This is a genomic window from Acinetobacter indicus CIP 110367, from assembly GCF_000488255.1.
Classification (GTDB): domain Bacteria; phylum Pseudomonadota; class Gammaproteobacteria; order Pseudomonadales; family Moraxellaceae; genus Acinetobacter; species Acinetobacter indicus.
In genome coordinates this window covers 613,300-639,116 of sequence record NZ_KI530745.1, presented here as the reverse complement: position 1 = coordinate 639,116, position 25,817 = coordinate 613,300, and the positions used below count along the sequence as shown (strand labels likewise).

Sequence of the window (25,817 nt, the reverse complement as noted above, 5' to 3'; positions counted from 1 at the left end):
TTTATGGGATCAACAATGCGATATACCTAAGGATCACTGCTATTTATATTCACTTAAGCGTTTTTTTTAATCACATGCTCGGCGGAAAAATCGCGATAGGTACGGCGTGAGGCAGTTTGTTCAGGCAATGGCTCAACCTCGTGCATGCTCTGCAGACAGCGTGCAGTCAGTTCAATATATTGCTGGGTGCCATGACGTTTCCAGGCAATTTCCTTGTCTTCCAGTGGCCGCACCACCTTGGCTGGACTGCCGAGTGCCAGGACATTGGCCGGAATCTGGGCTTTGGCTTTCACGGTACTGTTGGCACCAATAATGGTATTTTCACCAATTTCCGCTTCATCCAGAATCACGCTATTCATGCCAACCAGTACGTTTTTACGAATGATGCAGCCATGCAAAATTGCCCCATGTCCGATATGGCCATATTCTTCTACCAGCGTCACGCTGTCTGGAAAACCATGCACGGTACAGGAATCCTGCACATTGGCATTTTGCTGAATAAGGATTTGGCCAAAGTCGGCACGTAAGGCAGCAAATGGGCCAATATAAGCCCCGGCTTCAATAATCACATCGCCAATAAGTACAGCAGTTGGATGCACATAAGCCTGTGGATGCACCACAGGAATCACACCATCAATGGAGTAACACGGCATATTTTATTCCTTTAAAATAAGCGGAGTAGATGCTTCCCCGCCACGAAGCAAGGAAGCTCTATGAATAGACTCAAGCCAATGAGCTGGGTTCTTCTATTTTAATACCGCCAAAACGCTTCAAGAATTGCGGATGCGCCGGTGGCATTGAACCTTCCGACGTGCGCGCCAGTTCCATAAAGAATTCTTCTCCGGCACTGACCACACGCTGATACAGGTTGCTACTTAAGTTGCGTGCATTCAGCGATAACCAGTCCGATGGCAGCAGCTCAAACGGCAGGTTCGGATCTTTCAGCAAAATCCGGCGATACTGATGAATCAGCAAAATCCGGATCTGGAAGGCTTGCACCGGGTCCAGTTCATCTTCAGCATCAACCAGATTCAGAAATTCGCGGAAATCACCCATGAATTTTTCATAACGCTGATGCAGTTCCGGCACTGGCCAGTTGGTTGCCACCATGCGTTTGATGGTTGGATACGACTCCTGCCATAACTGCAAGGTTTCGGCTTTAAAGATCACCACCTGATCGGTCATTTGCAGATTCAGTAGCAGATTTTGCAGTTTCAGATGATCACAACCCGGATAAGCCATCACGTTGGTGGCAATATTGGCAAAACCGAGCCATTCCAGTTCTTTCTTTAAAATGGCTTTATTGTCCAGCTCGACCGAACTGAGCAGTACCAGATCCCATTTCTGGTCCCATTCCTTGTGCTGGAAGCTGTAAATTTTCTGGTCCGCCATAATAAAACGCTGGCGGCTGTTTTCGGTAATACGGTAATAACTGGTGCGGCCAATTTTTTCCGACACCAGCCAGCCGTTTTGTACCAGACGAAACACAGCGGTACGCACCGAACGTTCGTTCAGGCCAAACACATCCATCAGCTGGATCAGGCTAGCCAGACTGATAATCCCACCGCGATGAAAAATACAGTCACCAAATACGGTCATAATCAGCGATGTGCCACTTAAGGCTTCATGCTGAATAAAATCATCAATACTTTGTTTTAGTTTTGGATTCATTGCGATGTATTCACACCCTGTTTGTGAGGGCAATTGACCGCAGTCAATCGCCCACTGAACCTATGCAGACTTTCGGATATCAAATACCCGCTGCGCCTTACCTTCTGAGCGTGGCAGACTACCTTCCGGCAACACATCCACCGTCACGCTAATGCCCACCATGGTTTTAATCTGGGCTTTTAACTGCCCCGCCAACTGGTGCGCCATAACATCATTGGTATCTTTACGCATTTCTGCCTGAATATGCAATGTGTCGAGGTGTCCCTGTTTACAAATATGAATCTGATAATTCGGAATCAGCTGCGGAATATGCAAAATCTGCTCTTCAATTTGTGACGGGAACACGTTCACACCGCGGATAATCATCATATCATCGCTACGTCCAACGATTTTGTCCATACGACGCATGGTGCGTGCCGTGCCGGGTAACAGACGGGTCAGGTCACGGGTACGGTAACGGATCACCGGCATGCCTTCTTTGGTGATGGTGGTAAAGACCAGCTCGCCCAGTTCACCATCTGGCAGGACTTCACCAGTTTCCGGATTGATAATTTCCGGATAGAAATGATCTTCCCAGATGGTTGGGCCGTCTTTGCTTTCCAGACATTCCATTGCTACACCCGGCCCCATTACTTCAGACAGGCCGTAAATATCCAGTGCATCAATGCCCAAGCGCTCTTCAATCTCCTTGCGCATTTCATTGGTCCACGGCTCGGCACCAAAAATACCGGTACGGATAGAACAGTCTTTGGCTGTGCCAAATTTCTTTTCCAGCGCTTCAATAATATTCAGGCAGTAAGATGGCGTAACCATTAAAGCAGTAGGCTTAAAGTCATGAATCAGCTGCGCCTGACGCTCGGTTTGGCCGCCCGACATTGGAATAACCGTGGCACCTAAGCGCTCTACGCCATAATGCGCCCCCAAACCGCCAGTAAACAGACCATAACCATAGGACACCTGAATGGTATCTTTGGCACTTAAACCGGCTGCACGTAAGGAACGTGCTACCACATCTGACCAGGTCTGAATATCCTGCTGGGTATACCCGACCACGGTCGGCTGGCCGGTGGTGCCAGATGAGGCATGCACACGCACAATCTGTTCCTGTGGCACGGCAAACATGCCAAACGGATAGTTGTCACGTAAATCTTGTTTGGTGGTAAACGGGAATTTGGCCAGATCTTCCAAAGTGTTGAAATCATCAGGATGGACCCCTGCTTCATCAAACTTCTTTTGATACACCGGGCTGTTCTGGTAGGCATGCTGCAGCGTTTTTTTCATGCGCTGTAGCTGGATGCTACGTAACTCATCGATTGAAACAGTTTCGATTTTTTCCATTGCATTGTTATTCATCTTATTACTCCTTTTCAATCATCCTGATTGAGTGCTGTATTTTTTACTTGGATGTGTCCTCATCCACATTTTCGATAATCATGGCCACGCCCTGGCCCACACCGACACACATGGTGCACAGTGCATATTTCCCTTGACGACGTTTTAATTCTTTCATGGCGGTAATCACCAGACGCGTTCCACTCATCCCGAGTGGATGTCCCAAGGCAATCGCGCCACCATTTGGATTGACCCGGGCATCATCATCCTGCAGGCCCAGTTCACGGGTCACCGCCAGTGCCTGTGCGGCAAAGGCCTCGTTCAACTCAATGATATCCATCTGATCTAGGGTTAGCCCGGTCAGCGCCAGTACTTTACGTACCGCCGGCACCGGCCCAATGCCCATATATTTAGCTTCAACACCGGCACTGGCCGAGGCCACGACTTTGGCTAAAGGTTTTAGCTGATGTTGATTCACAAAAGCCTGATTGGCCAGCATGACACAGGCAGCGCCATCATTTACCCCGGAAGCATTACCAGCAGTGACTGAACCACCTTCTTTACGAAACGGGGTTTTCAGGCTGCCTAAAGCCTCCAGCGTGGTGTCAGCACGTGGATGCTCATCGGTCTGGAAGATGATGCTGTTTTTCTTACGGTCTTTAATTTCAACCGGCATAATTTCTTCGGTCAGAATCCCGTTTTGCTGGGCCACTGCGGTTTTCTGCTGGCTACGATAGGCAAACAGGTCCTGATCGGCACGATGAATCTGGTATTTTTCTGCAACGTTCTCGGCGGTTTCCGGCATGCTATCGACGCCAAACTGCGCTTTAAATTTCGGGTTAATAAAGCGCCAGCCGATGGTGGTATCAAAAATTTCCGGGGTGCGGCTAAAAGCGGTTTCCGGTTTGGACTGGACAAAAGGTGCACGGCTCATGGACTCAACCCCACCGGCCAGTACAAACCGCGCTTCACCGGCCTTGATCATACGCGCGCCTGTGGCAACCGCATCTAAACCTGAGGCACAAAGACGGTTTAGGGTGATGCCCGCGACATTGTCCGGCATGCCGGCCAGCAAGGCAGCCATACGCGCCACATTACGGTTATCTTCACCAGCCTGATTGGCACAGCCTAAAATCACCTCATCCAGTTCCTGCCAAGGCAGTTCAGGATGCTGGGCTTTTAAATACTGTATTGGCAAGGCAGCCAGGTCATCTGCACGGATGCTGCTGAGTGCACCGGCATAACGGCCAATTGGGGTGCGAATTCCATCGCAAATAAATACCTGTTCCATGTCCTGTGGTTTCCTTAGCCTGCTTGGCGAAATTCTAATTCTTGCTGTGACTGCGTACGTTCCTGTGCAGCCTTCTTGCTTAAATATATACTACAACGGTAGCGTTCTTCAGCATAAATACGATACATATTTTTCAAAATTTGTAAAATAGTGTTATATCCAATTTTTTCTGCCCACTGGAATGGCCCTTGCGGATAATTCACACCATATTTCATTGCTGAATCAATATCTTGTTCGGTTGATATAGCATGCAGCACTGCTTCACTGGCTTCATTCACCAGCATGGAAATGGTACGCAGCACATACAGACCTGCATGATCTTTAGTCCAGATTGGTATCAGATCAATCGAGGCAAAAAACTGCTCGACTTTGGCGATATCGGCTGCGTTACAGGCCGGTGATGCCACGATTGGTAGTGCCTGTGCTGCATTCCAGTCAGCATGCCAGTCCATCAGCACCACTTTGTCCTTGCTATAGTCCAGCTCGACCGATTCACCGCGGCTTAAACGCAGGCGTACATCACCCAGTACAATTTCTTCATCTGCCTGTGGCTGACGCTGCACTTTCAGCTGTGAGGCTGCCTGAATCCGCGAGATCAAGCCGCTAGAATGTGACCAGCTTCCATTGACTGCAAGCTCAAGTTCACCCGGTGCAACGCTCGGCATGGCCGGCAAACGATAGGCCGGTGAACGTTCAGCCTGACGATAATCATAAAAACCCTGCCCGCTTTTACGGCCGAAACAGCCGGCATCCACCAGTTCTTTCTGGATTAAAGACGGACGATAGCGCGGCTCATAAAAGAATTCCTGATACACGCTTTGGGTCACGGAAAAATTGACATCCTGCCCGATTAAGTCGGTCAGTTCACATGGCCCCATAGCAAAGCGGCCACATTCACGCATGATAAAATCCAATTGTTCAGGCGTGGTGACATTTTCCTGTAAGACACGAAAAGCTTCGGCATAATAAGGACGCGCTACCCGGTTGACAATGAAACCCGGCGTTGATTTGGCCGTCACTGGCACTTTATTCCAACTTTGCATCAGGCTGAACAATGCCTGTGCAATCTGGGCTGAGGTTTTCAGGCCACGAATAATTTCTACCAGTTTCATTACCGGTGCCGGATTAAAAAAGTGCAGTCCGACCACACGCTCAGGCTGTGGAATTGCCGCGGCAATGGCGGTAATGGAAATGGATGAGGTGTTAGAGGCAAAAATGGTTTCCGCTGGACACAGTGCTGCCAGTTGCTGAAACAGCGCTTGTTTGACCTCTTTCTTTTCCACAATGGCTTCAACCACCAGTTGCGCATTCGCCAGTGCCTGAAGATCGCTGGCAATCGTTAAATTGGCCAGCGTTTGCTCTAACAGCTGCGCTGTCATTTTCCCGGCCGCGACACGTTTTTCCAGCTGTGTTTTTAATTGCGCCAAAGCGGCCTCAGATTTTTGCATATCCACATCAAACAGCTGGGTTGGATGGCCATACATCGCTGCCAATTGGGCAATACCAATGCCCATGGTGCCGGCGCCAATCACCGCGACACGGGCCTGCTCTAAACAAAGTTGTTCCATGATTAGCATCCTGTATATTGCGGTGTGCGTTTTTGCATAAAGGCTTGGACGCCTTCTTTATAATCACTTGAACGGCCGGCCAGACGCTGTAGGTCACGTTCCAGAATGAGCTGCTCATCCAGATTATTATCGGCTGCGGCATGAATGGCTTTTTTGATTAAGGACAGACCATAGGTGGGCTGTTTGGCTAAATGCTCGGCCATTTTCTCGGCTTCGGCTTTCAGCTGATCATCTTCTACCACCTGCCAGATCATGCCCAGTTGCAGCGCCTGTTCTGCGCTGACTTTATCACCCAGCATGGCCAGCCCCATGGCTTGGGCACGGCCAACCAGACGCGGCAGGAACCAGGTGCCGCCAGAATCCGGAACCAGACCTAAACGGCAGAAAGCCTGAATAAAAGACGCCGATTTTGCCGCCAGTACAATGTCACAGGCCAAAGCAATATTGGCACCAGCACCGGCCGCAACCCCATTGACTGCGCACAGCACCGGTTTGGGCATATCGGTAATCAGCTTGATTAAAGGGTTGTAATATTTTTCAATTGACAGGCCTAAATCTGGTGCATCGGCATTCGGATCGACCACGCGGTCATTCAAATCCTGTCCTGCACAGAAACCACGACCTTCGGCAGAAATGACCACCGCGCGAATCTTGCTGTCTTTGGCCCATGCCTTCATAACCTTGGACACTTCCTGATGCATGGTTTCATTAAAACTGTTGAGCTGCTTCGGACGGTTAAAGGTCAAATAGCCCACTGCATTTTTTTCTTCAACAATAATTGTTTGGTAATCCATTACACACCTCTAAATTCCGGTTTTCTTTTTTCTAAAAATGCCTGAATACCTTCCTGACGGTCCTGGGTCGCGGCCAGCCAGACAAAATGTTGACGCTCCAGTTTGAGTCCCTGACTCAAGGTCACTTCATGAATCGACTTTAAGGACTGTTTGATGGCACGGATGGCCAGTGGCGCCTGCGCTGCAATTTTTGTTGCCAGTTCCAGTGCATATTGCACCGTAAGGCCGCTTGGACAGACCTGACTACTAATACCGTGTTGCAAGGCAGTCGTGGCGGAGACCATCTCTCCGGTCATGGCCCAGCGCATCGCCAGTTGCTGCCCAACCAGACGCGCCAAACGCTGGGTCCCACCGGCGCCTGGTAACATGCCCAAACCAATTTCAGGGAGTGCAAACTGGGCATTTTCACCGGTGATGATCATGTCGCCATGCAAAGCCAGTTCAAAACCTGCCCCCAGCGCATAACCATTGACCGCCATAATCAGTGGCTTGGAAAATTCATCAATACCTTTCCACAGCAATGGACGCTGATCCTGCTGGATGCTCACCACATCCAGTTGTGCCAGTTCATTTAAATCTGCCCCGGCAGCAAAACACTGCGGATTGCCGGTAATCACCACGGCTTTTACACTGGAATCTGCATCCAGCTGCTGCAGATGATCAGCCAGTTCTTTTAAGGTGGCATTGTTCAGGGCATTGCGCTTTTCCGGGCGGTTCAGTTCAATTAACACCACACCCGGCGCGGCCAGACTGCTTTTTAAATAATCCATGGCTTGTGACTCCCTGTCCGCTGCTTATTCGTCAAAACTCAAGCGTACATTGGCACTGGTCGGACGTGCCTGACAGCTCAGCACATAGCCTTTGACCACTTCATCTTCTTCCAGGCTGTAGTTAATGGCCATTTCGACCTCACCTTCCAGCACCTTGCATTTACAGGTCGCACAGACCCCGCCTTTACAGGCATAAGGCAAGTCAGCACCGGCACGCAAGGCGGCATCGAGAATGCTGTCATCCTGCTTGGAAACGTCGACAATCAGTTCACGGCCATCGAGAATAATATTGACCTTCTCTTCGCTGCGGCTCTCAATTTGTGCCGCACTGGCTTTAGCTGCAGTGCCGGTATTAAAACGCTCGGTGTGGATTTTGCTGCGCTCGATGCCCAGTTCTGGTAACACTGTTTCCACCGCATTCATCATCTCTTCCGGGCCACAGGCAAAGCAGTGATCGAACTGGGAATGAATCAGACCGGCCTGAAACAGCTGTTGCAGTTTTTCTGCATCAATCCGGCCATTGAGTAACTGGCTGTCATTCAGTTCACGCGAGAAAACATTGACCAGTTGCAGACGCTCTTTATAACGGTCTTTTAAATCCATGATCTGTTCCGAGAACATGGTCTGTTTCCAGGAACGGTTACCATAAACCAGAGTAAAATGCGCGCCCGGCTGATGGTTCAGCACCGATTTCACAATCGACAAAATTGGGGTAATGCCACTGCCGGCAGCAAAGCCAAGATAATTCTGGCCGCCAGTTTTGGCTGCTTTTTGAAAAAATACGCCTTGTGGTGGCATTACTTCCAGTACATCACCGGCTTTAAGATGCTCATTGGCCCAGGTCGAAAACTGGCCCTGATCAATTTTCTTGATGGCAATGCTCATGTCTTCAGCACGATCACTGCAAATTGAATAGCAACGACGGATTTCACCCTGCTCGGTCAAATGACGGATGGTAAGATGCTGGCCCGGCTGATACTGGAATAAATCGGCCTGTTCAGGTGCCAGATCAAAGGCAATACAGATGGCCTGTTCGGTTTGTGGCTGAATTGATTTAATGGTTAAAGGTATAAATTGGCTCATGTGAAAATCCCTCTTGCATGCCGACGGTGCTTGTCATGCTTATATACATTTAAAATAGTCGAACGGTTCAAGACAGTCCTGACACTTGTATAAGGCTTTGCAGGCTGTGGAACTGAATTCGCTTAATAATTTGGTCTGCTGGCTGTGACAGTGTGGACAGCGAATACCATCACTGAGCGCCACATGCGTGCCACATTGATGTGACTGGCCTTGTGGTGGCGCAATGCCGTACTGCTGCAGCTTCTGCTTGCCACTTTCGCTCATCCAGTCGGTGGTCCAGGCTTCCGATAAATCCACCACCACCTGAACCGGGGTTAGACCTTTACTTTGAAATGCCGCGGTAATTTCATCTTTAAGCAGATCGGTGGCTGGACAGCCGCTATAGGTCGGGGTCAGTCGCACCACAATTTCATCTTGCGCGTTGAGTTCAACGCCGCGAATCATGCCCAGATCCAGCACCGATAGCACTGGAATTTCCGGATCAGACACCTGTGCCAGCGCATCCCAGCATTCATCTAGACAATGTCGAATTAAATTCATGCGACTCACTCCCTGTGATCAAGCTGAATTACCAGGCCATATTTGGATAGGAACGCTGCATATATTGCAGTTCGGCCAGAATAAAGCCCAGGTATTCGGTATGCAGGCCCTGTTTGGCGCCGCTACGATACGCCCCGGTATCTGGCAGGCTCAGACCAAAACGTTGCAGTTCGGTCTGTACCTGTGCCGTCCATGCGGCCTTTAAAGGTGCAAAGTCTGGCAAAATACCCAGTGCGACCAGCTGCTGCTCATCTGCGGTCTGTTCAAACAGCTCTGCGCTAAAGCGCCATAACTGGTTCAGGCCCTGCTGGGTTTTTTCATGCGCTTCGGCGGTGCCCAGACTTAAGCGCTCCATCCAGGTGGTAGAAAAACGCAGATGATATTTGACTTCTTTTAAAGATTTCACCGCAAAAGCGGCGATATCGGCCTGCTGGCTCTGGCTTAAAGCTGTAAACAGTTCCAGGTGATACAGATCCATCAACCATTGACGCACCATGGTCTGGGCAAAGTCACCATTCGGCTGTTCGCATAACAGCAGGTTGCGGTATTCACGTTCGGTGCGGAAATAAGCCAGTTTGTCTTCATCACGGCCCAAACCTTCAATCTCACCAGCCAGACTTAAAGCGGTACGTGCTTGACCGAGCAGGTCCAGACCGATATTGGCCAGTGCAATGTCCAGCTCCAGTTCCGGCGCATGGCCACACCACTCGGCCAGACGGTGCGATAAAATCAGCTGGCTGTCGCCCACATGCAGGAGAAATTGCGCTAATACAGTTTGATTCATTGTACTGCTCCTTACATGTGCTCAATGCCATCTGGAATATTGTAAAACGTCGGGTGACGATAGACTTTGTCCAGTGAAGGATCAAAAAATTCCGGTTTTTCATCTGGTTGAGATGAGGTAATCAGTTCCGATTTCACCACCCAGATACTCACCCCTTCATTACGGCGGGTATAAACGTCACGTGCATTTTGCAGCGCTACTTCATCATCAGATGCACGCAGACTGCCAACATGACGATGGCTTAAACCCTGTTTGCTGCGTACAAACACTTCATATAAAGACCAGTGATTTTTATTGTCCATGAGCGTATTCCTTCTTCATTTCCGTATGTGAGCTGCTTAAGCAACTTTCTGTTGTTGTTGCTGGGTCTGTTGTTTCTGTGCATAAACGGCTGCGGTATCACGCACCCATTTGCCGCCTTCCCAGGCTTTACGACGTGCTTCAATACGTTCGTGGTTACATGGGCCTTTGCCGGCAATCACATCAAAGAATTCGGTCCAGTTAATTTCACCAAACTCGTAATGGCCAGTGTCTTGATTAAAATGTAAGTCCGGATCTGGCACGCTCAGGCCAAGCTGCAACACTTGCGGTACGGTGTTATCGACAAACTTCTGACGCAGTTCGTCATTACTGAAACGCTTGATTTTCCAGGCCATGCTTTGTGCACTGTTTGGCGAGTTGTCATCGCTTGGACCAAACATCATTAGCGCCGGCCACCAGAAACGGTTAACTGCATCTTGCGCCATCTGTTTTTGTTCTGGCGTACCGTTGGCCAGTTGCATCATGGCTTCAAAGCCCTGACGCTGATGAAAACTTTCTTCTTTACAGATACGCACCATGGCACGGGCATATGGGCCATAAGAGGTACGGCAAAGCGCGACCTGATTGACAATCGCTGCGCCATCGACCAGCCAGCCAATCGCGGCTACATCGGCCCAGCTCAGGGTTGGATAGTTAAAGATGGATGAATATTTCATGCGACCGGCAATCAGCTTATCCATCATGTCATCACGGTCGGCGCCCAGAGTTTCTGCCGCGCTGTACAGATACAGCGCATGACCGGCTTCATCCTGCACTTTGGCCAGCAGTACGGCCTTACGTTTTAGGCTAGGTGCACGGGTAATCCAGTTGCCTTCTGGCAACATGCCAACCACTTCAGAGTGCGCATGCTGACCAATCTGGCGAATCAGGGTTTTACGGTAAGCCTCTGGCATCCAGTTTTTAGGTTCAATTGAAATGTCCTTTTCAATTGCCTGCTCAAAGCTGTGAAGTTGATTTGTCATTTTATCCTCACTTATCCCAAGTGTTCTGGCATTAAAATTAAAACGATACATTTTAAAAATCAATATTAATTTTTAAGTATCAAATAAAATAATTCACAAAATTAAATCAATTTATTGTTTTTTAATATTTTTATTTTTTAAAAAATTTTTTATTGCAAAATTTGAGCAGAAATATGATTGACAAAAGCGCGTTAAAGTCTGAAATTATGAAACATCAAAACTAAAATATTAATCAAAACGTATCATAAAAGGAGTTATATCATGCTTGAGTTAGACACCCAGACAGCGCAGACGGAATCGCAAGCGACTGATTATTCAAGCGTTCGCCCGGCACTGAAGACCTTAAGCTCACTGGTATGCGGTCAGGAATTTGTTGCGAGTCAAGATTTCCGTCCGGTACAGCATGCCATTACCGGTGAAACCATTTATCAGGTCAGCAGCTTTGGCCTCGATACCCGTGCGGTGGTCGACTATGCCAAACAGCATGGCGCGGCCATTGCTTCCTGGACTTTTCATCAACGTGCCAATGCACTAAAACAGGTGGCCCAATATCTGCTGGAACGTAAAGAAGACTTTTATGAACTGGCCAAAGCCACCGGCTGTACCCGTAAAGATGCCTGGATTGATGTCGAAGGCGGTATTGGCACCCTGTTTGCTTACTCCAGTCTGGTGCGCCGCGAACTGAGTGATGAAACCGCCTGGGTGGAAGACAGCTGGATTCCGCTGTCCAAGCATGGCTCTTTTGGTGCCAAACACGTTTTAAGCCCGAAAGCAGGCGTGGCGGTGCATATTAATGCCTTTAACTTCCCGATCTGGGGCATGCTGGAAAAAATCGCGCCAACCTTGTTGGCCGGTGTACCGTGTATTGTTAAACCGGCGACCGAAGGTGCCGAGCTAACCCATGCGGTGGTCAAAGCCATTCATGCCAGTGGGTATTTACCAGAAGGTGCATTGCAGCTGATTTGCGGCCAGACTTATGACCTGTTTGAGCAGCTGAATCCACAAGATACCGTGACTTTCACGGGTTCTGCGGCAACCGGCCAGAAATTACGTGCACATCCGCACCTGAATCAGTACTCGATTCCATTTAGCATGGAAGCCGATTCCGTCAACAGTGCCATTCTGACGGAACAGGCCAGCGATACGGCGATTGACCTGTTTGTGCGTGAAGTCTTCCGTGAAATGACCAGCAAAGCCGGACAGAAATGTACTGCAATTCGTCGCGCTTTTGTGCCACGTGAACTTTTAGCGACCGTGCAGGAACGTTTGATTGCCAAGCTGCAAAAAGTGGTAGTCGGTAATCCGGAGTTGGATCAGGTCACCATGGGTGCACTGGCCAGCCTCAAACAGAAACAGGACGTGGCGGCCAAGGTGGAACAGTTAAGCCAGGAAGCCCAAATTGTCTTTGGTAGCCATTTACGTCAGGACTTTAGTATTCAGGCCGATCAACCCGAACTCGGCGCATTCTATCCGCCAACTGTACTGGTCTGTGAACAGCCTGAACAGGCCAGCAGCCTGCATCAGATTGAAGCCTTTGGTCCGGTGGTAACGCTGATGGCATATGATCATCTGGCACAACTGGCCGGTCTGGTGGCACGCGGTGAAGGTAGTCTGGTGGCCTCGGTGGTACGTGATTGCGAGCAGAATATTGAACAGCTGATTGCCAAGATTGCCCCGTGGCATGGCCGTGTGCATGTGCTGGATGAGGAAAGCGCCAAAGAAAGTACCGGTCATGGTTCGCCATTGCCGCATCTGGTGCATGGTGGTCCGGGTCGTGCTGGTGGAGGTGAGGAACTGGGCGGCTTGCGCGCGGTAAAACATTATATGCAACGCACCGCAATTCAAGGTTCACCGAATGCCATGACCCAGATTGGACATAGCTGGACCGCCGGTGCTCAGGTGTTTGAAGATCGGGTTCATCCATTTAAAAAGTCGTTTGATGAGTTACGCGTTGGTGAACGTCTGCTCACCGCACGCCGTACCGTAACCGAGGCCGATCTGGTGAACTTCGCCTGCTTAAGCGGTGATTATTTCTATGCACATATGGACAAAATTGCCGCGGCAGAATCGCTGTTTGAAGAACGTGTCGCACACGGCTACTTTGTGGTGTCGGCCGCAGCCGGTCTGTTTGTTGATGCTGCGCCTGGCCCGGTGATTGCCAACTACGGCATGGACAACCTGCGCTTTGTCGAGCCGGTGAAAATTGGTGATACCATTCAGGTCGAGCTGACCTGCAAGCAGAAAACCCCGAAACAGCAACGCGACCCAAGCCAGAAACCACACGGCGTGGTGGTGTGGGATATTAAAGTGAAAAACCAGCGCAATGAACTGGTCGCCACCTACGATATTCTGACGCTGGTAGAGCGCGGCGAAGCTTAAGCTGAACTATTTTGGACCAAGAAAAGGAGTCTTTATGATTCCTTTTTTTATTTATACTTAAAAATATGTATCTTTTTATTCAGAACAGATTGACCCGCTGTGCAGAAAGGAATAAATTGAAGATAGACGATACAAAACAAAAATAACAAGGTTTAAAACGTATCATATTATCTTATACGTTCAGCACAGGAAGTTGCACAATGAATGATAAAACTCTAGAGATAGATGCGGTTGAAAGGAATATTCAACCCGAAAGCAAACAGTTTGAAGCGGCTCATCCCATTGACCTGCCGGCCACGCCTAGTTCGCAGGACAGCAGCAGTACCTATCAGTGGTATGTGGTGATTATCTGTATGGTGGCCTATATCCTGTCTTTTGTAGACCGCCAGATTCTGTCCTTAATGATTGAGCCAATTAAGGCCGATTTAATGCTCAGTGATACCCAGTTCAGCTTATTGCAAGGCCTGGCCTTCTCGCTGTTCTATGCCTTTATGGGTGTGCCCATTGCCGCACTGGCCGATAAAAAATCACGGATTAAAATTATTTCTATCGGCATTGCCTTCTGGAGTCTGGCCACAGCGGCTTGTGGTTTAAGTAAAAACTTCATCCAGATGTTTTTAGCACGTTTAAGTGTCGGCGCCGGTGAAGCGGCCCTGTCACCTGCCTTCTACTCGATTGTGGCTGACCTGTTCCCGAAAGAAAAACTTGGCCGTGCTTTAGGTGTTTATGCGATTGGTGCCTTTATTGGTTCTGGTCTGGCCTTCCTGATTGGCGGCTACGTGATTGGCTTATTAAAAGAAGTCGATTTTGTGGTGCTACCGCTGATTGGTGAATTAAAAACCTGGCAACTGACTTTCTTTCTTGTCGGTTTACCGGGTGTTTTATTGGCCCTGGTGATGATTCTGACCGTACGTGAACCCAGCCGTAAAGGCGTAAAAGTTGGTCAGGATGGTGAAGTGGTTAAAGCCTCATTTAAGAACTCGGTGGCTTTTATTAAATTGCACAAGAAAACCTTCTTCTGTCATTTTATTGGCTTCTCTTTCTACACCATGATGCTGTATTCGCTATTAGGCTGGGCACCGGCCTATTACATGCGTCATTTTGGCCTCGATGCCAGTCAAACCGGTTATGTCTTGGGCTGTATTATTCTGGTGGCGAATACGGCGGGCGCGCTGTTCTGCGGCTGGCTCATCGACTTTTTCTCCAAACGTGGCTATAGCGATGCTGCCATTCGTGCCGGTGCTTTGGGCTGTGCAGCGCTGATTATTCCAAGCGTGCTGTTTACCCAGGTAGATAATCTGTACTTATCGTTTGCACTGATTTTTGTGGCGATGTTCTTCTCGACCTTCCCGATTCCAGCCTCGGCTGCCGCGACACAAATGCTGACCCCCAACCAGCTCCGTGCTCAGGTTTCTGCCAAATTCCTGTTAATCTCCAACCTGATTGCCTTGGGTGTGGGTACTACGGCTGTGGCTTTAATTACCGATAACTATTTTGAAAACACACTGATGGTCGGCAACTCGATTTCAATTGTCAATGCAGTAGCCGGTGTAATCGGTGTATTCCTGCTGTATAAAGGTTGTCGTTATTATCGAGACAGTATCCAGCATGAAAAACTGAACTAAGTACTCCATCCCTAATGAAGAATGAGCCGGTCTCATTCTTCATTTATTTCTGGCAGATCATCCATCCCATCTCTCCTGTTCAAATTGACTTTTCTATCTCCTGATCTGCGCGTTTTCAGCATCTTCAAAATTCATCTGATTTCTGGTGATGAGACTTATACAGTATCACTACCATCTGCAATCTTTTTGCAGCAGCAACTGTGCTACATTCATGTATGTTGATCATCTGATTCCTTATAACGACAAGCTTTGGGAGCGACTCATGGCGAAAATGAAAAAAGCATCGATGCATATTGATATTGGTATTTCTGAAGATAACCGGGCCAAAATTGTTGAAGGGCTTTCCCGACTTCTGGCCGACAGTTATACCCTGTATTTAATGACCCATAATTTCCACTGGAACGTGACCGGGCCACAGTTTAACAGCCTGCACACCATGTTTATGACCCAATATACCGAGCAATGGAATGCGCTGGATGTTATTGCCGAGCGGATTCGTGCGCTGGGTTTTCCGGCACCGGGAACCTATAAAGAATTTGTAAAACTGGCGTCGATTGAAGAAGTCGAAGGTGTGCCAAAAGCCAATGAAATGGTGGAGTTATTGGTTCGTGCCCATGAATCAGTTGCACGTACCGCGCGTAGTATTTTTGATGTGGTGGAAGAAGCCAATGACCAGCCAACTGCGGATGTACTGACCCAACGATTAGAAGTACATGAAAAAACTGCCTGGATGTTAAGAAGTCTGTTAGAAGAATAAATAGATAAAGAATAAAACCGGGGCAATGCTCCGGTTTTATTTTGGGTGTTTCTAAGCTGCCTACATGGGACGAATGCGATTGAATCACTGAATAGCGTAATCCGCCATTCAACAAAAAAGAGAAAGATCTTCTCTTCAGATGATTCAGTAAAAAAGGTCATTTATTTAGCGACATCAAACGCTGCTAAAAAATGGACGATGCCAATCCAAAATTGGCGTTTAGCGATGAATTGGTTTACGATTCATTTCGATGATCGATTAAAAGATCATTTATAAAAAATGGAACTTACATAAAATAATTTACAGGCTCCCAAATCCCCATTTCACGGCTATATTTGATAAATTCTTCTAATATATTCTTAGCATTTCCATAACTGACCTCTGCATTTTCTTCGAATAATTCTGTTATAAATACCAAAATATAGGGCGCATTCTCTGCCCTTAGCAGCTTCCATACGGGGTTCTCGTTATATAAACGCCGGTATTTAGCCTGTAGGCCTTGAATATTCATACCGTTGAATTCCTAAATATTATTTTTATTTATTGTACGTTTTTTAATCCAAAAAACTTATCTATTTAAAAGTAGAACGACGTAACATGGCGCTCAGAATCTTTTTTAGATACTTAATACTCAAAAAGTATAACTAGGATACAGCCCAGCAGTTCTTGAGCTTTTTGAAAGTAAGATTTCTGAGCTATACAAGAAAATTTAATCTGTATAGCAGACTTAAATAACGGAAATTAAATTGCAACTCACTTGGAAATCCGAGAAATCAATCAAGACCACAATAAAAAATGCAAATTTAACTCAAAGCCGAAACCTATCCCAGCTCTCTATAAACTCCTATAGATCAGGATACAACCACATTACTCCAGCGCTTAAATGCCCTTCTAAAATTATGAATATCATTAATATTTAAATAGTCGGCGACCTGCTCATCGTTATAGGCAAATAAGGTCTTTAATTGTATAGACGTAAACAAACGGGCCTGATCCAGCATTTGCTGATAACTGGTATTATGTTTATTCAACCTTCGCTTAAAACTCGCAATACTGATTTGAAAATATTCTGCACATTCTTCCAGATTCGGTGCCTGATGAATGTTACGAATCAGAAAATGATGTACCTCTTGTAGAAAGCTCTGCTCCAGACCGGACTGTTGTTGCAGCACTTTCGCCTGATGATAGTAGGCTTGGCGCATCGCACTGGTCTGATAATTCTGTTTTTGTGTGCACTCCTGAATATCAATCTGTATGGCATTCACCAGACTGTTAAATTGAATATTCTCTCCCAGATGTTCCCAGAACTGCTCAATAAATTCCGGCTCTGCACCGACAAAGTGATAGTTCATCTTCAGCTCTTCTTGGGTACTATTGAGCAAAATTGTCCGGACAGCCGTCATGGCACTAATAACCAGAGAGGTGGCATGACGCTCCTGGCTATTTAGCCAGAACAGAATAATTTTATGATCAGAATAGTAAGCCACCGGCGTCAGCCAAGGGCTTAAATATATATGAAACTCGACATAGCGCTGTATCGCTTCTTTAATATTCTGGCTATACGCAATGGCATTTAAGGCCGGATGCGTTAAAGTTTCAATATAACGCTGACCAAATAAAAATTGCACTTCAGGATGCACAATACTCTCATGCAAATTCCTGATCATCTGTATCAGCTGTTCGACACTAACACACTGATTCACCGAGATCAGCCCCTCAATAAACACCGGTGTTCCTTTTAAAATACGGTTAGGATTTACACCGTACATCTCTGCTAAATCAATCAATAATGCAGGTGCCAGATAAGTCGGCAGAATCAACTGATCATTCTGATAGCTCATACCGACATCCTTGTTCTTAACTTGATAATCTGCTGATGTTTCATCTGTTTATATAATTTCTGGATTTCCGTAGCTGGGCTGTCTTGTTGAACTTCACTGATGGTATAGCGGCAGTCGATGTTAAATTTCTGAAAATCCTGATGTGTATAAAAGATTTGTGACTGAATACATTTCTGCAGTTCTCTAGCCATGATCTCAACCTGTGCATCAGCCAGATCCAGCAGCATCAAAATAAATTTGTCACCGGCCAAACGGCAGACCAGATCACACGGTCGGATATTCAGACTGATGGTTTGTGCAATGACCGACAAGACCTGATTGCCCGTGTCAAAACCAAACTCTCTATTGATGGCGCTTAAATCTTTAATATTGATCATCATCAGATGGATATTTTTTGCCGAATGATGGCGCTGGTTAATTTCATGCTGTAATTGCTGTTTAAAGTATTGAGCATCTGCCAGCGGTGTAATCGCATCAAATAAACGGTGATCCCGAAATACATGCTCTTTGGTTTGCAGTTTTCTGGACAAGACCAGCTGCTCTTTATGCCAGTTCACCATAGCAATGGTCAGCACAATAAAACCGATAGGGGTAGTAAAGGATTCCAGTAAATCATCCCAAACCAATGTTTTGGGAATAGCAATAAATTCATCCAGCACATCCATCCATAAAGCCAGAAAGACAAAGGTCAGTCCCCAATAAAAATATCGGGTCACATAGCCTCTTGGACGGCTTTTCAGAATGAGATAAATCCATAATAAAGTCAGTAAACAGGCCAGCCCCTCCCCAATCACGTCAATAACCTGAATTTCACTGTGTGCTTTAAAATTTCCGGACAGCATAAAAAAAGCCAGACAGGCGATGGCCATGATCAGCACCAGTAAAAAGTGCCGTGGATAGTAGAAGAATGGTTTTAGCATAGCCCGAACATAATTATTGTTTTCATAAGCTAATCAGTATTTTATGACAATTTAATTGCAAGCCGCTTTTGCCCGATTTTCAAATCAGCTCAGGATAAATTTTAAAAAGTCTATCGCTTCACTTTTAATACCACTGCTAACAGGCCCTTATACGCGTTTCTGCTCTTCATGAGCCTCAACTTTTCCATCAAATCAGCTCAAACCGGACTGAAACATCGGTGGATATCATTCCAGCTTTTGTTATTGTCATCATTTAGTCATTGACCAAATTTAAGGTGCTCAACAAACAGCCATTGCGCTCTTTGGGGATAATATAAATGAGAACTCATTGCAGTAATAAAACAGCAGCATTTACCTTTAAGGTCAGCACTTTAGTGTTATGTATGTTGGCCACTGGCCATAGTCTGGCGGCCGAAACCGCAACCGAATACGTCCGTGTAATTGGACAGGCCGCAAGTATCAATGAAGCATTAAAAGAACAGCGCAAATCCGATTCGATTTCCAGCGTGGTGCATGCCGATGCCATTGCAAAACTACCCGATGATAACGCGGCGGAAGCCTTACAGCGCATCCCCGGGGTATCGACTGAACGTGACCAGGGTGAAGGCCGTTTTGTTACAGTGCGAGGTTTGGGCACCGATCTGAATGCGGTTACGATTAATGGCACGCTGGTTCCTGCACCAGAGGCATCGCGCCGTGGTGTAGCGCTGGATGTCTTACCTGCAGAACTGGTGCAGTCTTTAACCGTGATTAAAACCTTAACTCCAGATATGGATGCAAACTCACTGGGCGGGACCATTCAGGTTGAAAGTCTGTCGGCGTTTGATCATGACGGCCTGTTTTATACGGCTGCAGTTGAAGGCGGTTATGATGAAAAACATGAAGAATATAGCCCGAAAGTATCAGGTGCGGTGAGCCAGAAATTCAGTCTCGGTTCCGGCACCGATAATTTTGGTGTCGCTGCAGCCCTGAGCTGGCAAGAGCGTACCTTTGGTTCAGATAACGTTGAAACCGGAGGGAAATGGGAGAATGGCCTGCTCGAAGAAACAGAAATGCGTCAATATGATATTGAACGTGAACGTCTGGGCGCGGGCCTGAATTTCGATTTTCGACCAAATAAGAACAGTGAATACTATTTACGTACCTTATATAGCCGCTTCCAGGACAATGAAACCCGTCAGGCTGCAGGTGTTGAATTTTCCGATCCGCTCGCCATAAATACACCAGGCAGTGCAGAAGTAGTTCGTGAACTGAAAGAACGTGAAGAAACCCAGGAAATTAAATCCTTTGTGCTAGGCGGTAAAAACCGTTTTGATCAGTGGACGCTGGAAGCTCAGCTCGGCTATAGCGAAGCCTCGGAAAAGAATCCGGGCGGTATTGCCGGTGCCGGATTTGTCGGTGAATTTGATGATCTGCAATATTCAAGCACGCGCATTCCTGTCGTGAAAGGCGCGGCCAGCTTTTATGACCCAAGCCGGTATGAACTCGATGAAGTAGAATGGGAAAAAAGCACAGCCAAAGATAAAGAGAAAAATGCCAAATTCGATCTGAGCCGCGATTATCTGCTCAACGATTATGCATCTGTCTTCAAATTTGGGGCAAAAGTCAGCCAGCGCACCAAAACCAATGATACTGAAATCTGGAAAGTTGAAGATTTAGACACATCCCCTGCCCATTTTGGTTCAAACGGTCATTATGAACTGGCACAGTTCGGCCCGACCTTGTCTAGTGGCCCGATCCATAATCAACTGGCCCAGCTCAACCTGAATGACTGGCGAGATGCTGAAGAATCGGTCATCAGCGACTATAAAACTTCGGAAGATATTCATGCCGCTTACGTCATGAATACCATTGATTTTGATCGGTTACGGGTGATTGCGGGTTTACGCTATGAAGATACCGATTTTGAAACACAAGGCTATCGGATTCTGTATGGTGAAAGCACGTCTGTTTCCACCCAAAATGATTATGATCACTGGTTACCGAGCCTGCATCTTAAATATCAATTAAGTAGTGATGCTATTTTAAGAGCCGCATGGACCAATACTGTGGTACGTCCAAACTTTGAACAATCTCGACCGGGGATTTATATTGATGGTGATGAAGCCGAGTTTGGTAATCCAAATCTTAAAGCGCTGGAAGCCTCCAACTTCGATTTAGGCGTAGAGAAATACTTTGGTGATGCCAGCGTAATTTCCATGAATGCGTTCTATAAAGATATTGATCACTTTATTTATAACGCTAACGTTGCAGGCACTGGTGACTGGACTGATTTTGATGAAGCCATGACTTTCAAAAACGGTTCATCCGCCAAAATTTACGGTGTAGAACTCGGCTATAGCCAAAAATGGCATAACTTCATCTTTGGTCTTAACAGCACCTTCAGTCGTGCCAAAGCCAATATTGAAGGTATGGTCGATGGTGAATTGATGACCCGAACCATTAATTTCCCAAGCCAATCTAAAGTGGTCGGTAATGCCATGATCGGCTGGGAAAACGACCGTGTGGGTCTGCGTCTTGCCGCCAACTATAAATCCCGTTATCTGAATGAAATTTCTGGCATTGATGAGCCAGAAAAAGATTTATATACCGATGATCAGGTGTTTGTTGATTTGAGCGGTCATGTGAATTTTAACAAAAATATCCAGCTGTTCTTTAATGCACAAAACCTGACCGATGAAGTGTATTACAACTATAACGGCAATCGTCATTATAACGCGCAATACGAAGAATACGGCCCGAGCTATAAAGTTGGTCTGAAATTCACACATTTCTAAGCCTTTAGCTCACCCAAAGCCACTTTGGCTTTGGGTACTTTTTATTTAGAGAAAAATCATGACAATGCTTTTTAAATTAAGCGCCCTCTGTGCAGCGCTTGTGGCTTTATCTGGCTGTGCCTCCTCTGCTCATACCCAAAAAAACACCATCAGCAGCCCTCTTCATCTGGAACAGACTCTTTCAGCATTGGATCAGCCTGCGCTGCCGGTGGAGCAAATTTTCAAGTTACCCATCACCGTCGAAGATGCACATTGGATTGAGCTTGATGGTTTAAATGCTCAAGTGATCACCAGCAGCAAAACCCAAGGCCTAAGCCTGTGGAATTCAAATGCCCAACGTGTACAGCATATTCCCGGCTCGTTCAGTAAAATTGACTATCGCAGCATTGGCCAACAGCTAATTATCCAGACCACTGATTTACTTCAGCAGCGACCGGTCATTTTCCGTTTTGATTTAAACACCGGAACCTGGGCAAAGCCTGTCTATCTGGCGGCCCGTAGCTTTAAAACCGAAGATAACTGCCTGTATCTCACGCCTGATCAATCTTTATATAGCTTTCTGGTGGGAGAAGAAGGTATCGGGGAGCAATGGATGATTCAGTCTGGAGGCTCAAACCAGATTAGCCCTCGTTTTATTCGTAACATGAGCCTGCCACCCAACAGTGGTTTTTGTGTGGTAGATGACCATCAAGACAAACTGTATATCAATGAAGAAGATGTGGGCATTTGGGCCTATGAGGCAGATCCTGAAGCAGATCTGATCCGCTATCCAGTAGATTTGAATCATCCGCATGGATCAATTCTAGGCAATGTTAGCGGACTAAGCTTGATCGACAATGCACTGGCAGCAATGGATGAATCCAAAGCTGTGCTGTACCGCTATCACATTGAGGGTACTTCATGGCACAAATTACCTCCGCTCTCTCTACAGAATGTAGATGAGCCTGAACGTATCAGCCTGAAAGGTACCCAAGACCAGAAACAGCTGTTACTGGTTGATGATCAGATCAAGCTATTGAACATTGACTGGACCACGCAAGCCCTGCCTCCTAAAAAAGCAGGCTTAGCCATCCCGGCAGATGTCGAAACCGATTTGGTTCCAAGCCGTGGTGATGCGGCTGATGATCCCGCAATCTGGGTCAATCAGGCTAACCCACGTCTGTCACGTGTGCTGGGTACAGATAAACAAGGTGGCCTTGCGGTCTACGACCTGAACGGGAAACAGCTGCAATACTTAAAAGTCGGCCGTCTGAATAATGTTGATATTCGACCGAATTTCAAACTGGGGCAACAGACAGTCGATTTAGCCATCGCCACCAACCGCGATCAGAACAGCCTTCACCTGTTCAGCATCCATCAAAAAACCGGACAGGTCAAAAATTTAGGAGAACTGCCAACAGATCTCAATAACATCTATGGATTCTGTATGTACCAGAACCGGCAAGGTGAAACCTTTGCCATTCCAAACGATAAAAATGGCACTTTTGTGCAATATAAGATTCAAAGCAAGGCAAGCGGCCTAAGCGCAGAGGAAGTCCTCAAGTTTAAAGTGTCTAGTCAGCCTGAAGGCTGTGTGGTGGATGATGAACATGACCGGATCTATGTCGGTGAAGAAGCAAAAGCGGTGTGGACCACCAAGCTGGATGACCCTAAGCAGATTCAGCTACAACCGGTGATCACTGTTGGGGAACAGGTCAAGGCGGACATTGAAGGACTGGCCATTTATAAAGGTCAAGTTCGTGATTATCTGGTTATTTCCAGCCAGGGAGATGACAGTTATGTAATAGTCGATGCTGCCGCCCCTTATCAGCTGCGCGGGAAATTTAAAATCTCAGCCAATCTGAATCACGAGATTGATGCGGTCTCTGAAACGGACGGGCTTGAGGTGACCTCAGCCAATCTGGGAGGTATCTGGAAAAAAGGCATGCTGGTGGTTCAGGACGGACGTAAGCGTATGCCAGAAGGCAATCAGAACTACAAATATGTAGCCTGGGAAAAAATTGCACAAGCCTTGGGTCTGGAATAAGCACTTGCCTCAGGTACAGCCTACGGCGCTGTACCTGTGTTTCATCTAAGAATAATTTTATTGAGGTTTTTATGTCGAATCCATCTGCAGCACAGCTTTCAGTATGGGAATTGATTAGCCATGCCAGCCTGCTGGTTCAAGCAGTAATGCTGATTTTATTACTGGCATCCATTATTAGCTGGTATGTCATTATCAAACAGAGTATTCGCCTGCGTCAGGAAACAGCTGCGAATAAAGTCTTTTTAAGCCAGTTCCGCCAACAGCCTTTTCCGCTTGCCACAACCGAACCATCTGGGCCGAAATCAGGGGGGCTTGGACAGATCTATCAGGCCGGCCTGGATGAATTTCATGCGCTTCGACATGCCAGCACTCGCCTATCTTCGACAGCGGTGACCGATCAAGTTGAACGGCGTTTGCTCACCTGCGTCACCGAACAGGAAGAAAAACTGGAAAAGCACTTGAGTTTTCTGGCGACTGTGGGTTCAGTTAGTCCCTATATCGGTTTGTTTGGCACTGTCTGGGGTATCATGAATTCTTTTATTGGTCTGTCTCAGCTTGAGCAAGCCACCCTTTCTGCTGTCGCACCGGGTATTGCGGAAGCATTAATTGCCACCGCCATTGGTTTATTTGCAGCCATCCCTGCGGTGATCGCCTATAACCGCCTGAGTGCCCGTGCAGAAAAAATTTCTAATAGTTATTACAGTTTCGGCAATGAATTACAAACCCGAATGCTGCGTTTTTTACAGGCAGGGAATTAATACCACATGCAGAAACGTCAGAAAAAGCACGCACTCAACGCAGAAATGAACGTTGTTCCCTATATCGACGTGATGCTCGTGCTGCTGGTGATTTTTATGGTCACTGCCCCCATGCTCACCCAAGGCATAAAAGTGAACTTGCCGAATCTGGAGGCTGAAACTCTGGTCACGCCCAAGGAACAAAAAGTCATTACTATTTCGATTCAGGAAGATGGCCGCTATTACTGGAATGTGGGCGAAAGTGTCGACACTGCACAAGTCACCGATCGGGCAACGAATCTGACAGAAATGAAAGAAAAATTATCTCCACTGCTACAAATCCATCAGGATATTCAGGTGTTTATTCGTGCAGATCGTAGCGCTAATTATGAGCTTGTTGCCCAAACCATTGGATTGCTACAACAAAGTGGCGTTGAGCAATTAGGCCTAGTCACCGAGGAGCAGGATCAGTGAAAAGCATATCACGGATCAATCCAGCCACTGCTGTCGCTTTCTCTGTGACGGCTGTATTGCATGCCACCCTGGTCTACAGCGTGTTCAACCAGAATTTTGACCGTCCCATCCAAGAAGTCACACCCAAGTCAGTACAGGTTAAATTTGTACAGCTTCCAAAAGCTGACATATCACCTCAGCTCCAACCTGAACGTGCGCCAACTCAAGTGCCAGCTCAATCTCAAGTAATGCCCTCAGTCGCTGCACCAGTCCAGTCCGCGCCAACTCAACCCGCTCAGTCGGTTAAAGCAAAGCCCGCTTCCAACCAGCCAACCACAGCCAAACCAGAGCCAAGTCCTCAACCCAAAGTCGCCAGCTCACAAGCAGTGACAGATCATACATCCGCCACCATGCAAACTACTGCAGCAATGACACATGAGGCTCCTCCTGCACCGGTCCAGTCTGCTGCGGCTACACAACCGGCGCCATCTGTCAGCAAACCGATAGTGGCGGAAAATACACAACCCCCGCCTGTATTTGATGAAAAAAACTACAAACCGATTTCAAAAGTGAAACCGGATTACCCAATGCGAGCACTGGAGAATGAATTGGAAGGCAACTGCACGGTCGAATATAGCGTGAATACTCAAGGCCAAGTGGTAAATCCTAAAGCATTATCGGACTGTGATCCGATATTTGTGCGTCCTTCACTCAATGCAGCCCGGCAGTTCAAATACCAGCCACGGATCGTCAATGGTCGAGCTGTTGAAGTTGCTAAAATTAAAAATACCTTTGAATACCGGATTGAATAAAGATGCTTAAATAGGCTCAATTCTTTGTATGGTCTATCTTTATGAAAACATCTAGATCACTGGATTATCTGTCATTCATAGGGGCTGATATGAGTGGTGCAAACATGAAGTCATCTCGATGCGAACAGGAACTCAGGTGGTTGAACTGAAAAATAGCCGACAGCAATATGACACCAAGCCTGTTCACCAGAGCATAACCTTAATGACTTTGATAAAGAAGCTTTGCATTATCCCGATCATTGAATTGAGGTCATCTCTTATAGACTAAGATGCAAAATACCTCCTCTATCCCCCAATTCTTATTCAAAAGCCAATCACTTAACACCAGAACATCCAACCAGAATATTTAAAAGAATATATTGCAATATATTCAA

Annotated in this window: 23 protein-coding genes and 1 pseudogene; 9 read left to right on the top strand and 15 right to left on the bottom strand. The window is 47.0% G+C overall.

Annotation, left to right across the window (positions count from 1 at the left end):
• Positions 1-53: 53 nt before the first annotated feature.
• The 12 genes from P253_RS03095 to paaA all read right to left on the bottom strand — a co-directional run bounded on the left by P253_RS03095 (position 54) and on the right by paaA (position 11,116).
• The gene (locus P253_RS03095; RefSeq protein ID WP_016658261.1) at positions 54-653 is read right to left on the bottom strand and encodes a phenylacetic acid degradation protein; all 600 of its coding nucleotides are present in this window, start codon (positions 651-653) and stop codon (positions 54-56) included.
• 70 nt (positions 654-723) lie between these two features.
• On the bottom strand, positions 724-1,671 hold the full coding sequence (gene paaX / locus P253_RS03090) for a phenylacetic acid degradation operon negative regulatory protein PaaX (protein ID WP_016658262.1): 948 nt from the start codon (positions 1,669-1,671) through the stop codon (positions 724-726).
• Positions 1,672-1,731: 60 nt separating this feature from the next.
• Positions 1,732-3,024, bottom strand: a complete 1,293-nt coding sequence (gene paaK, locus P253_RS03085) for a phenylacetate--CoA ligase PaaK (protein ID WP_005177377.1) — start codon at positions 3,022-3,024, stop codon at positions 1,732-1,734.
• 43 nt (positions 3,025-3,067) lie between these two features.
• Entirely contained in the window at positions 3,068-4,294 is a 1,227-nt protein-coding gene (pcaF, locus tag P253_RS03080) for a 3-oxoadipyl-CoA thiolase (protein ID WP_016658263.1), read from the bottom strand.
• Positions 4,295-4,308: 14 nt separating this feature from the next.
• Positions 4,309-5,862, bottom strand: a complete 1,554-nt coding sequence (locus tag P253_RS03075) for a 3-hydroxyacyl-CoA dehydrogenase (protein WP_016658264.1) — start codon at positions 5,860-5,862, stop codon at positions 4,309-4,311.
• 2 nt (positions 5,863-5,864) lie between these two features.
• A complete protein-coding gene (paaG, locus tag P253_RS03070; protein WP_016658265.1) occupies positions 5,865-6,656 on the bottom strand; it encodes a 2-(1,2-epoxy-1,2-dihydrophenyl)acetyl-CoA isomerase PaaG in 792 nt (263 codons plus the stop codon).
• Positions 6,656-7,426 (bottom strand): enoyl-CoA hydratase-related protein, encoded by a 771-nt coding sequence (locus P253_RS03065; RefSeq protein ID WP_016658266.1) that lies wholly within the window; start codon positions 7,424-7,426, stop codon positions 6,656-6,658. Before P253_RS03065 ends, paaG begins: the two co-directional genes overlap by 1 nt.
• Before the next feature lie 24 nt (positions 7,427-7,450).
• On the bottom strand, positions 7,451-8,509 hold the full coding sequence (paaE, locus tag P253_RS03060; RefSeq protein ID WP_016658267.1) for a 1,2-phenylacetyl-CoA epoxidase subunit PaaE: 1,059 nt from the start codon (positions 8,507-8,509) through the stop codon (positions 7,451-7,453).
• Between the two features lie 39 nt (positions 8,510-8,548).
• Positions 8,549-9,049: a 1,2-phenylacetyl-CoA epoxidase subunit PaaD gene (paaD, locus tag P253_RS03055; RefSeq protein WP_016658268.1), complete on the bottom strand. Its 501-nt coding sequence runs from the start codon at positions 9,047-9,049 to the stop codon at positions 8,549-8,551.
• 28 nt (positions 9,050-9,077) lie between these two features.
• On the bottom strand, positions 9,078-9,833 hold the full coding sequence (gene paaC, locus P253_RS03050) for a 1,2-phenylacetyl-CoA epoxidase subunit PaaC (protein ID WP_016658269.1): 756 nt from the start codon (positions 9,831-9,833) through the stop codon (positions 9,078-9,080).
• Positions 9,834-9,844: 11 nt separating this feature from the next.
• On the bottom strand, positions 9,845-10,135 hold the full coding sequence (paaB, locus tag P253_RS03045; RefSeq protein WP_005177351.1) for a 1,2-phenylacetyl-CoA epoxidase subunit PaaB: 291 nt from the start codon (positions 10,133-10,135) through the stop codon (positions 9,845-9,847).
• 36 nt (positions 10,136-10,171) lie between these two features.
• The gene (gene paaA / locus P253_RS03040) at positions 10,172-11,116 is read right to left on the bottom strand and encodes a 1,2-phenylacetyl-CoA epoxidase subunit PaaA (protein WP_016658270.1); all 945 of its coding nucleotides are present in this window, start codon (positions 11,114-11,116) and stop codon (positions 10,172-10,174) included.
• A 261-nt stretch (positions 11,117-11,377) separates the two neighbouring features.
• Here paaA and paaZ point away from each other — a divergent pair, with 261 nt between their 5' ends.
• The 4 genes and pseudogenes from paaZ to P253_RS15395 form a co-directional block, all read left to right on the top strand.
• A complete protein-coding gene (gene paaZ, locus P253_RS03035; protein ID WP_016658271.1) occupies positions 11,378-13,495 on the top strand; it encodes a phenylacetic acid degradation bifunctional protein PaaZ in 2,118 nt (705 codons plus the stop codon).
• A 200-nt stretch (positions 13,496-13,695) separates the two neighbouring features.
• Positions 13,696-15,120, top strand: a complete 1,425-nt coding sequence (locus P253_RS03030) for a spinster family MFS transporter (protein WP_016658272.1) — start codon at positions 13,696-13,698, stop codon at positions 15,118-15,120.
• A 262-nt stretch (positions 15,121-15,382) separates the two neighbouring features.
• On the top strand, positions 15,383-15,877 hold the full coding sequence (locus P253_RS03025; protein ID WP_016658273.1) for a Dps family protein: 495 nt from the start codon (positions 15,383-15,385) through the stop codon (positions 15,875-15,877).
• Positions 15,878-15,937: 60 nt separating this feature from the next.
• Positions 15,938-16,153: pseudogene (locus P253_RS15395) on the top strand (transposase); the annotation flags it as partial.
• 10 nt (positions 16,154-16,163) lie between these two features.
• Here the strand turns inward: P253_RS15395 and P253_RS03020 are convergent.
• The 3 genes from P253_RS03020 to P253_RS03010 all read right to left on the bottom strand — a co-directional run bounded on the left by P253_RS03020 (position 16,164) and on the right by P253_RS03010 (position 18,638).
• Positions 16,164-16,388, bottom strand: a complete 225-nt coding sequence (locus tag P253_RS03020) for a DUF3375 family protein (protein WP_016658274.1) — start codon at positions 16,386-16,388, stop codon at positions 16,164-16,166.
• A 340-nt stretch (positions 16,389-16,728) separates the two neighbouring features.
• Positions 16,729-17,718 (bottom strand): helix-turn-helix domain-containing protein, encoded by a 990-nt coding sequence (locus tag P253_RS03015; protein WP_016658275.1) that lies wholly within the window; start codon positions 17,716-17,718, stop codon positions 16,729-16,731.
• Positions 17,715-18,638, bottom strand: coding sequence for a GGDEF domain-containing protein (locus P253_RS03010; RefSeq protein WP_016658276.1), 924 nt, complete (start codon positions 18,636-18,638; stop codon positions 17,715-17,717). Before P253_RS03010 ends, P253_RS03015 begins: the two co-directional genes overlap by 4 nt.
• Before the next feature lie 317 nt (positions 18,639-18,955).
• Between P253_RS03010 and P253_RS03005 the strand changes: the two genes are divergently transcribed.
• The 5 genes from P253_RS03005 (at position 18,956) to P253_RS02985 (ending at position 25,443) form a co-directional block, all read left to right on the top strand.
• A complete protein-coding gene (locus P253_RS03005; RefSeq protein ID WP_016658277.1) occupies positions 18,956-21,415 on the top strand; it encodes a TonB-dependent receptor in 2,460 nt (819 codons plus the stop codon).
• A gap of 58 nt (positions 21,416-21,473) precedes the next feature.
• Positions 21,474-23,441 carry a phytase gene (locus tag P253_RS03000; protein WP_016658278.1) on the top strand — a complete coding sequence of 656 codons (1,968 nt, stop codon included), beginning with the start codon at positions 21,474-21,476 and terminating at the stop codon, positions 23,439-23,441.
• 71 nt (positions 23,442-23,512) lie between these two features.
• On the top strand, positions 23,513-24,199 hold the full coding sequence (gene tolQ / locus P253_RS02995) for a protein TolQ (RefSeq protein ID WP_016658279.1): 687 nt from the start codon (positions 23,513-23,515) through the stop codon (positions 24,197-24,199).
• A gap of 6 nt (positions 24,200-24,205) precedes the next feature.
• On the top strand, positions 24,206-24,652 hold the full coding sequence (tolR, locus tag P253_RS02990; protein ID WP_016658280.1) for a protein TolR: 447 nt from the start codon (positions 24,206-24,208) through the stop codon (positions 24,650-24,652).
• Positions 24,649-25,443, top strand: coding sequence for an energy transducer TonB (locus tag P253_RS02985; RefSeq protein ID WP_016658281.1), 795 nt, complete (start codon positions 24,649-24,651; stop codon positions 25,441-25,443). Before tolR ends, P253_RS02985 begins: the two co-directional genes overlap by 4 nt.
• The last annotated feature ends 374 nt before the right edge of the window (positions 25,444-25,817 follow it).

Coding starts and splice junctions, on each gene's coding strand:
- P253_RS03015 (WP_016658275.1), bottom strand. CDS start 17,718: ATGAGCTATCAGAATGATCAGTTGATTCTGCCGACTTATCTGGCACCT.
- paaC (WP_016658269.1), bottom strand. CDS start 9,833: ATGAATCAAACTGTATTAGCGCAATTTCTCCTGCATGTGGGCGACAGC.
- paaZ (WP_016658271.1), top strand. CDS start 11,378: ATGCTTGAGTTAGACACCCAGACAGCGCAGACGGAATCGCAAGCGACT.
- P253_RS03025 (WP_016658273.1), top strand. CDS start 15,383: ATGGCGAAAATGAAAAAAGCATCGATGCATATTGATATTGGTATTTCT.
- paaA (WP_016658270.1), bottom strand. CDS start 11,116: ATGACAAATCAACTTCACAGCTTTGAGCAGGCAATTGAAAAGGACATT.
- pcaF (WP_016658263.1), bottom strand. CDS start 4,294: ATGGAACAGGTATTTATTTGCGATGGAATTCGCACCCCAATTGGCCGT.
- tolQ (WP_016658279.1), top strand. CDS start 23,513: ATGTCGAATCCATCTGCAGCACAGCTTTCAGTATGGGAATTGATTAGC.
- paaK (WP_005177377.1), bottom strand. CDS start 3,024: ATGAATAACAATGCAATGGAAAAAATCGAAACTGTTTCAATCGATGAG.
- P253_RS03095 (WP_016658261.1), bottom strand. CDS start 653: ATGCCGTGTTACTCCATTGATGGTGTGATTCCTGTGGTGCATCCACAG.
- P253_RS03005 (WP_016658277.1), top strand. CDS start 18,956: ATGAGAACTCATTGCAGTAATAAAACAGCAGCATTTACCTTTAAGGTC.
- P253_RS03075 (WP_016658264.1), bottom strand. CDS start 5,862: ATGGAACAACTTTGTTTAGAGCAGGCCCGTGTCGCGGTGATTGGCGCC.
- P253_RS03000 (WP_016658278.1), top strand. CDS start 21,474: ATGACAATGCTTTTTAAATTAAGCGCCCTCTGTGCAGCGCTTGTGGCT.
- paaG (WP_016658265.1), bottom strand. CDS start 6,656: ATGGATTACCAAACAATTATTGTTGAAGAAAAAAATGCAGTGGGCTAT.
- tolR (WP_016658280.1), top strand. CDS start 24,206: ATGCAGAAACGTCAGAAAAAGCACGCACTCAACGCAGAAATGAACGTT.
- P253_RS03030 (WP_016658272.1), top strand. CDS start 13,696: ATGAATGATAAAACTCTAGAGATAGATGCGGTTGAAAGGAATATTCAA.
- P253_RS03010 (WP_016658276.1), bottom strand. CDS start 18,638: ATGCTAAAACCATTCTTCTACTATCCACGGCACTTTTTACTGGTGCTG.
- paaX (WP_016658262.1), bottom strand. CDS start 1,671: ATGAATCCAAAACTAAAACAAAGTATTGATGATTTTATTCAGCATGAA.
- paaE (WP_016658267.1), bottom strand. CDS start 8,509: ATGAGCCAATTTATACCTTTAACCATTAAATCAATTCAGCCACAAACC.
- paaB (WP_005177351.1), bottom strand. CDS start 10,135: ATGGACAATAAAAATCACTGGTCTTTATATGAAGTGTTTGTACGCAGC.
- P253_RS03020 (WP_016658274.1), bottom strand. CDS start 16,388: ATGAATATTCAAGGCCTACAGGCTAAATACCGGCGTTTATATAACGAG.
- P253_RS03065 (WP_016658266.1), bottom strand. CDS start 7,426: ATGGATTATTTAAAAAGCAGTCTGGCCGCGCCGGGTGTGGTGTTAATT.
- paaD (WP_016658268.1), bottom strand. CDS start 9,049: ATGAATTTAATTCGACATTGTCTAGATGAATGCTGGGATGCGCTGGCA.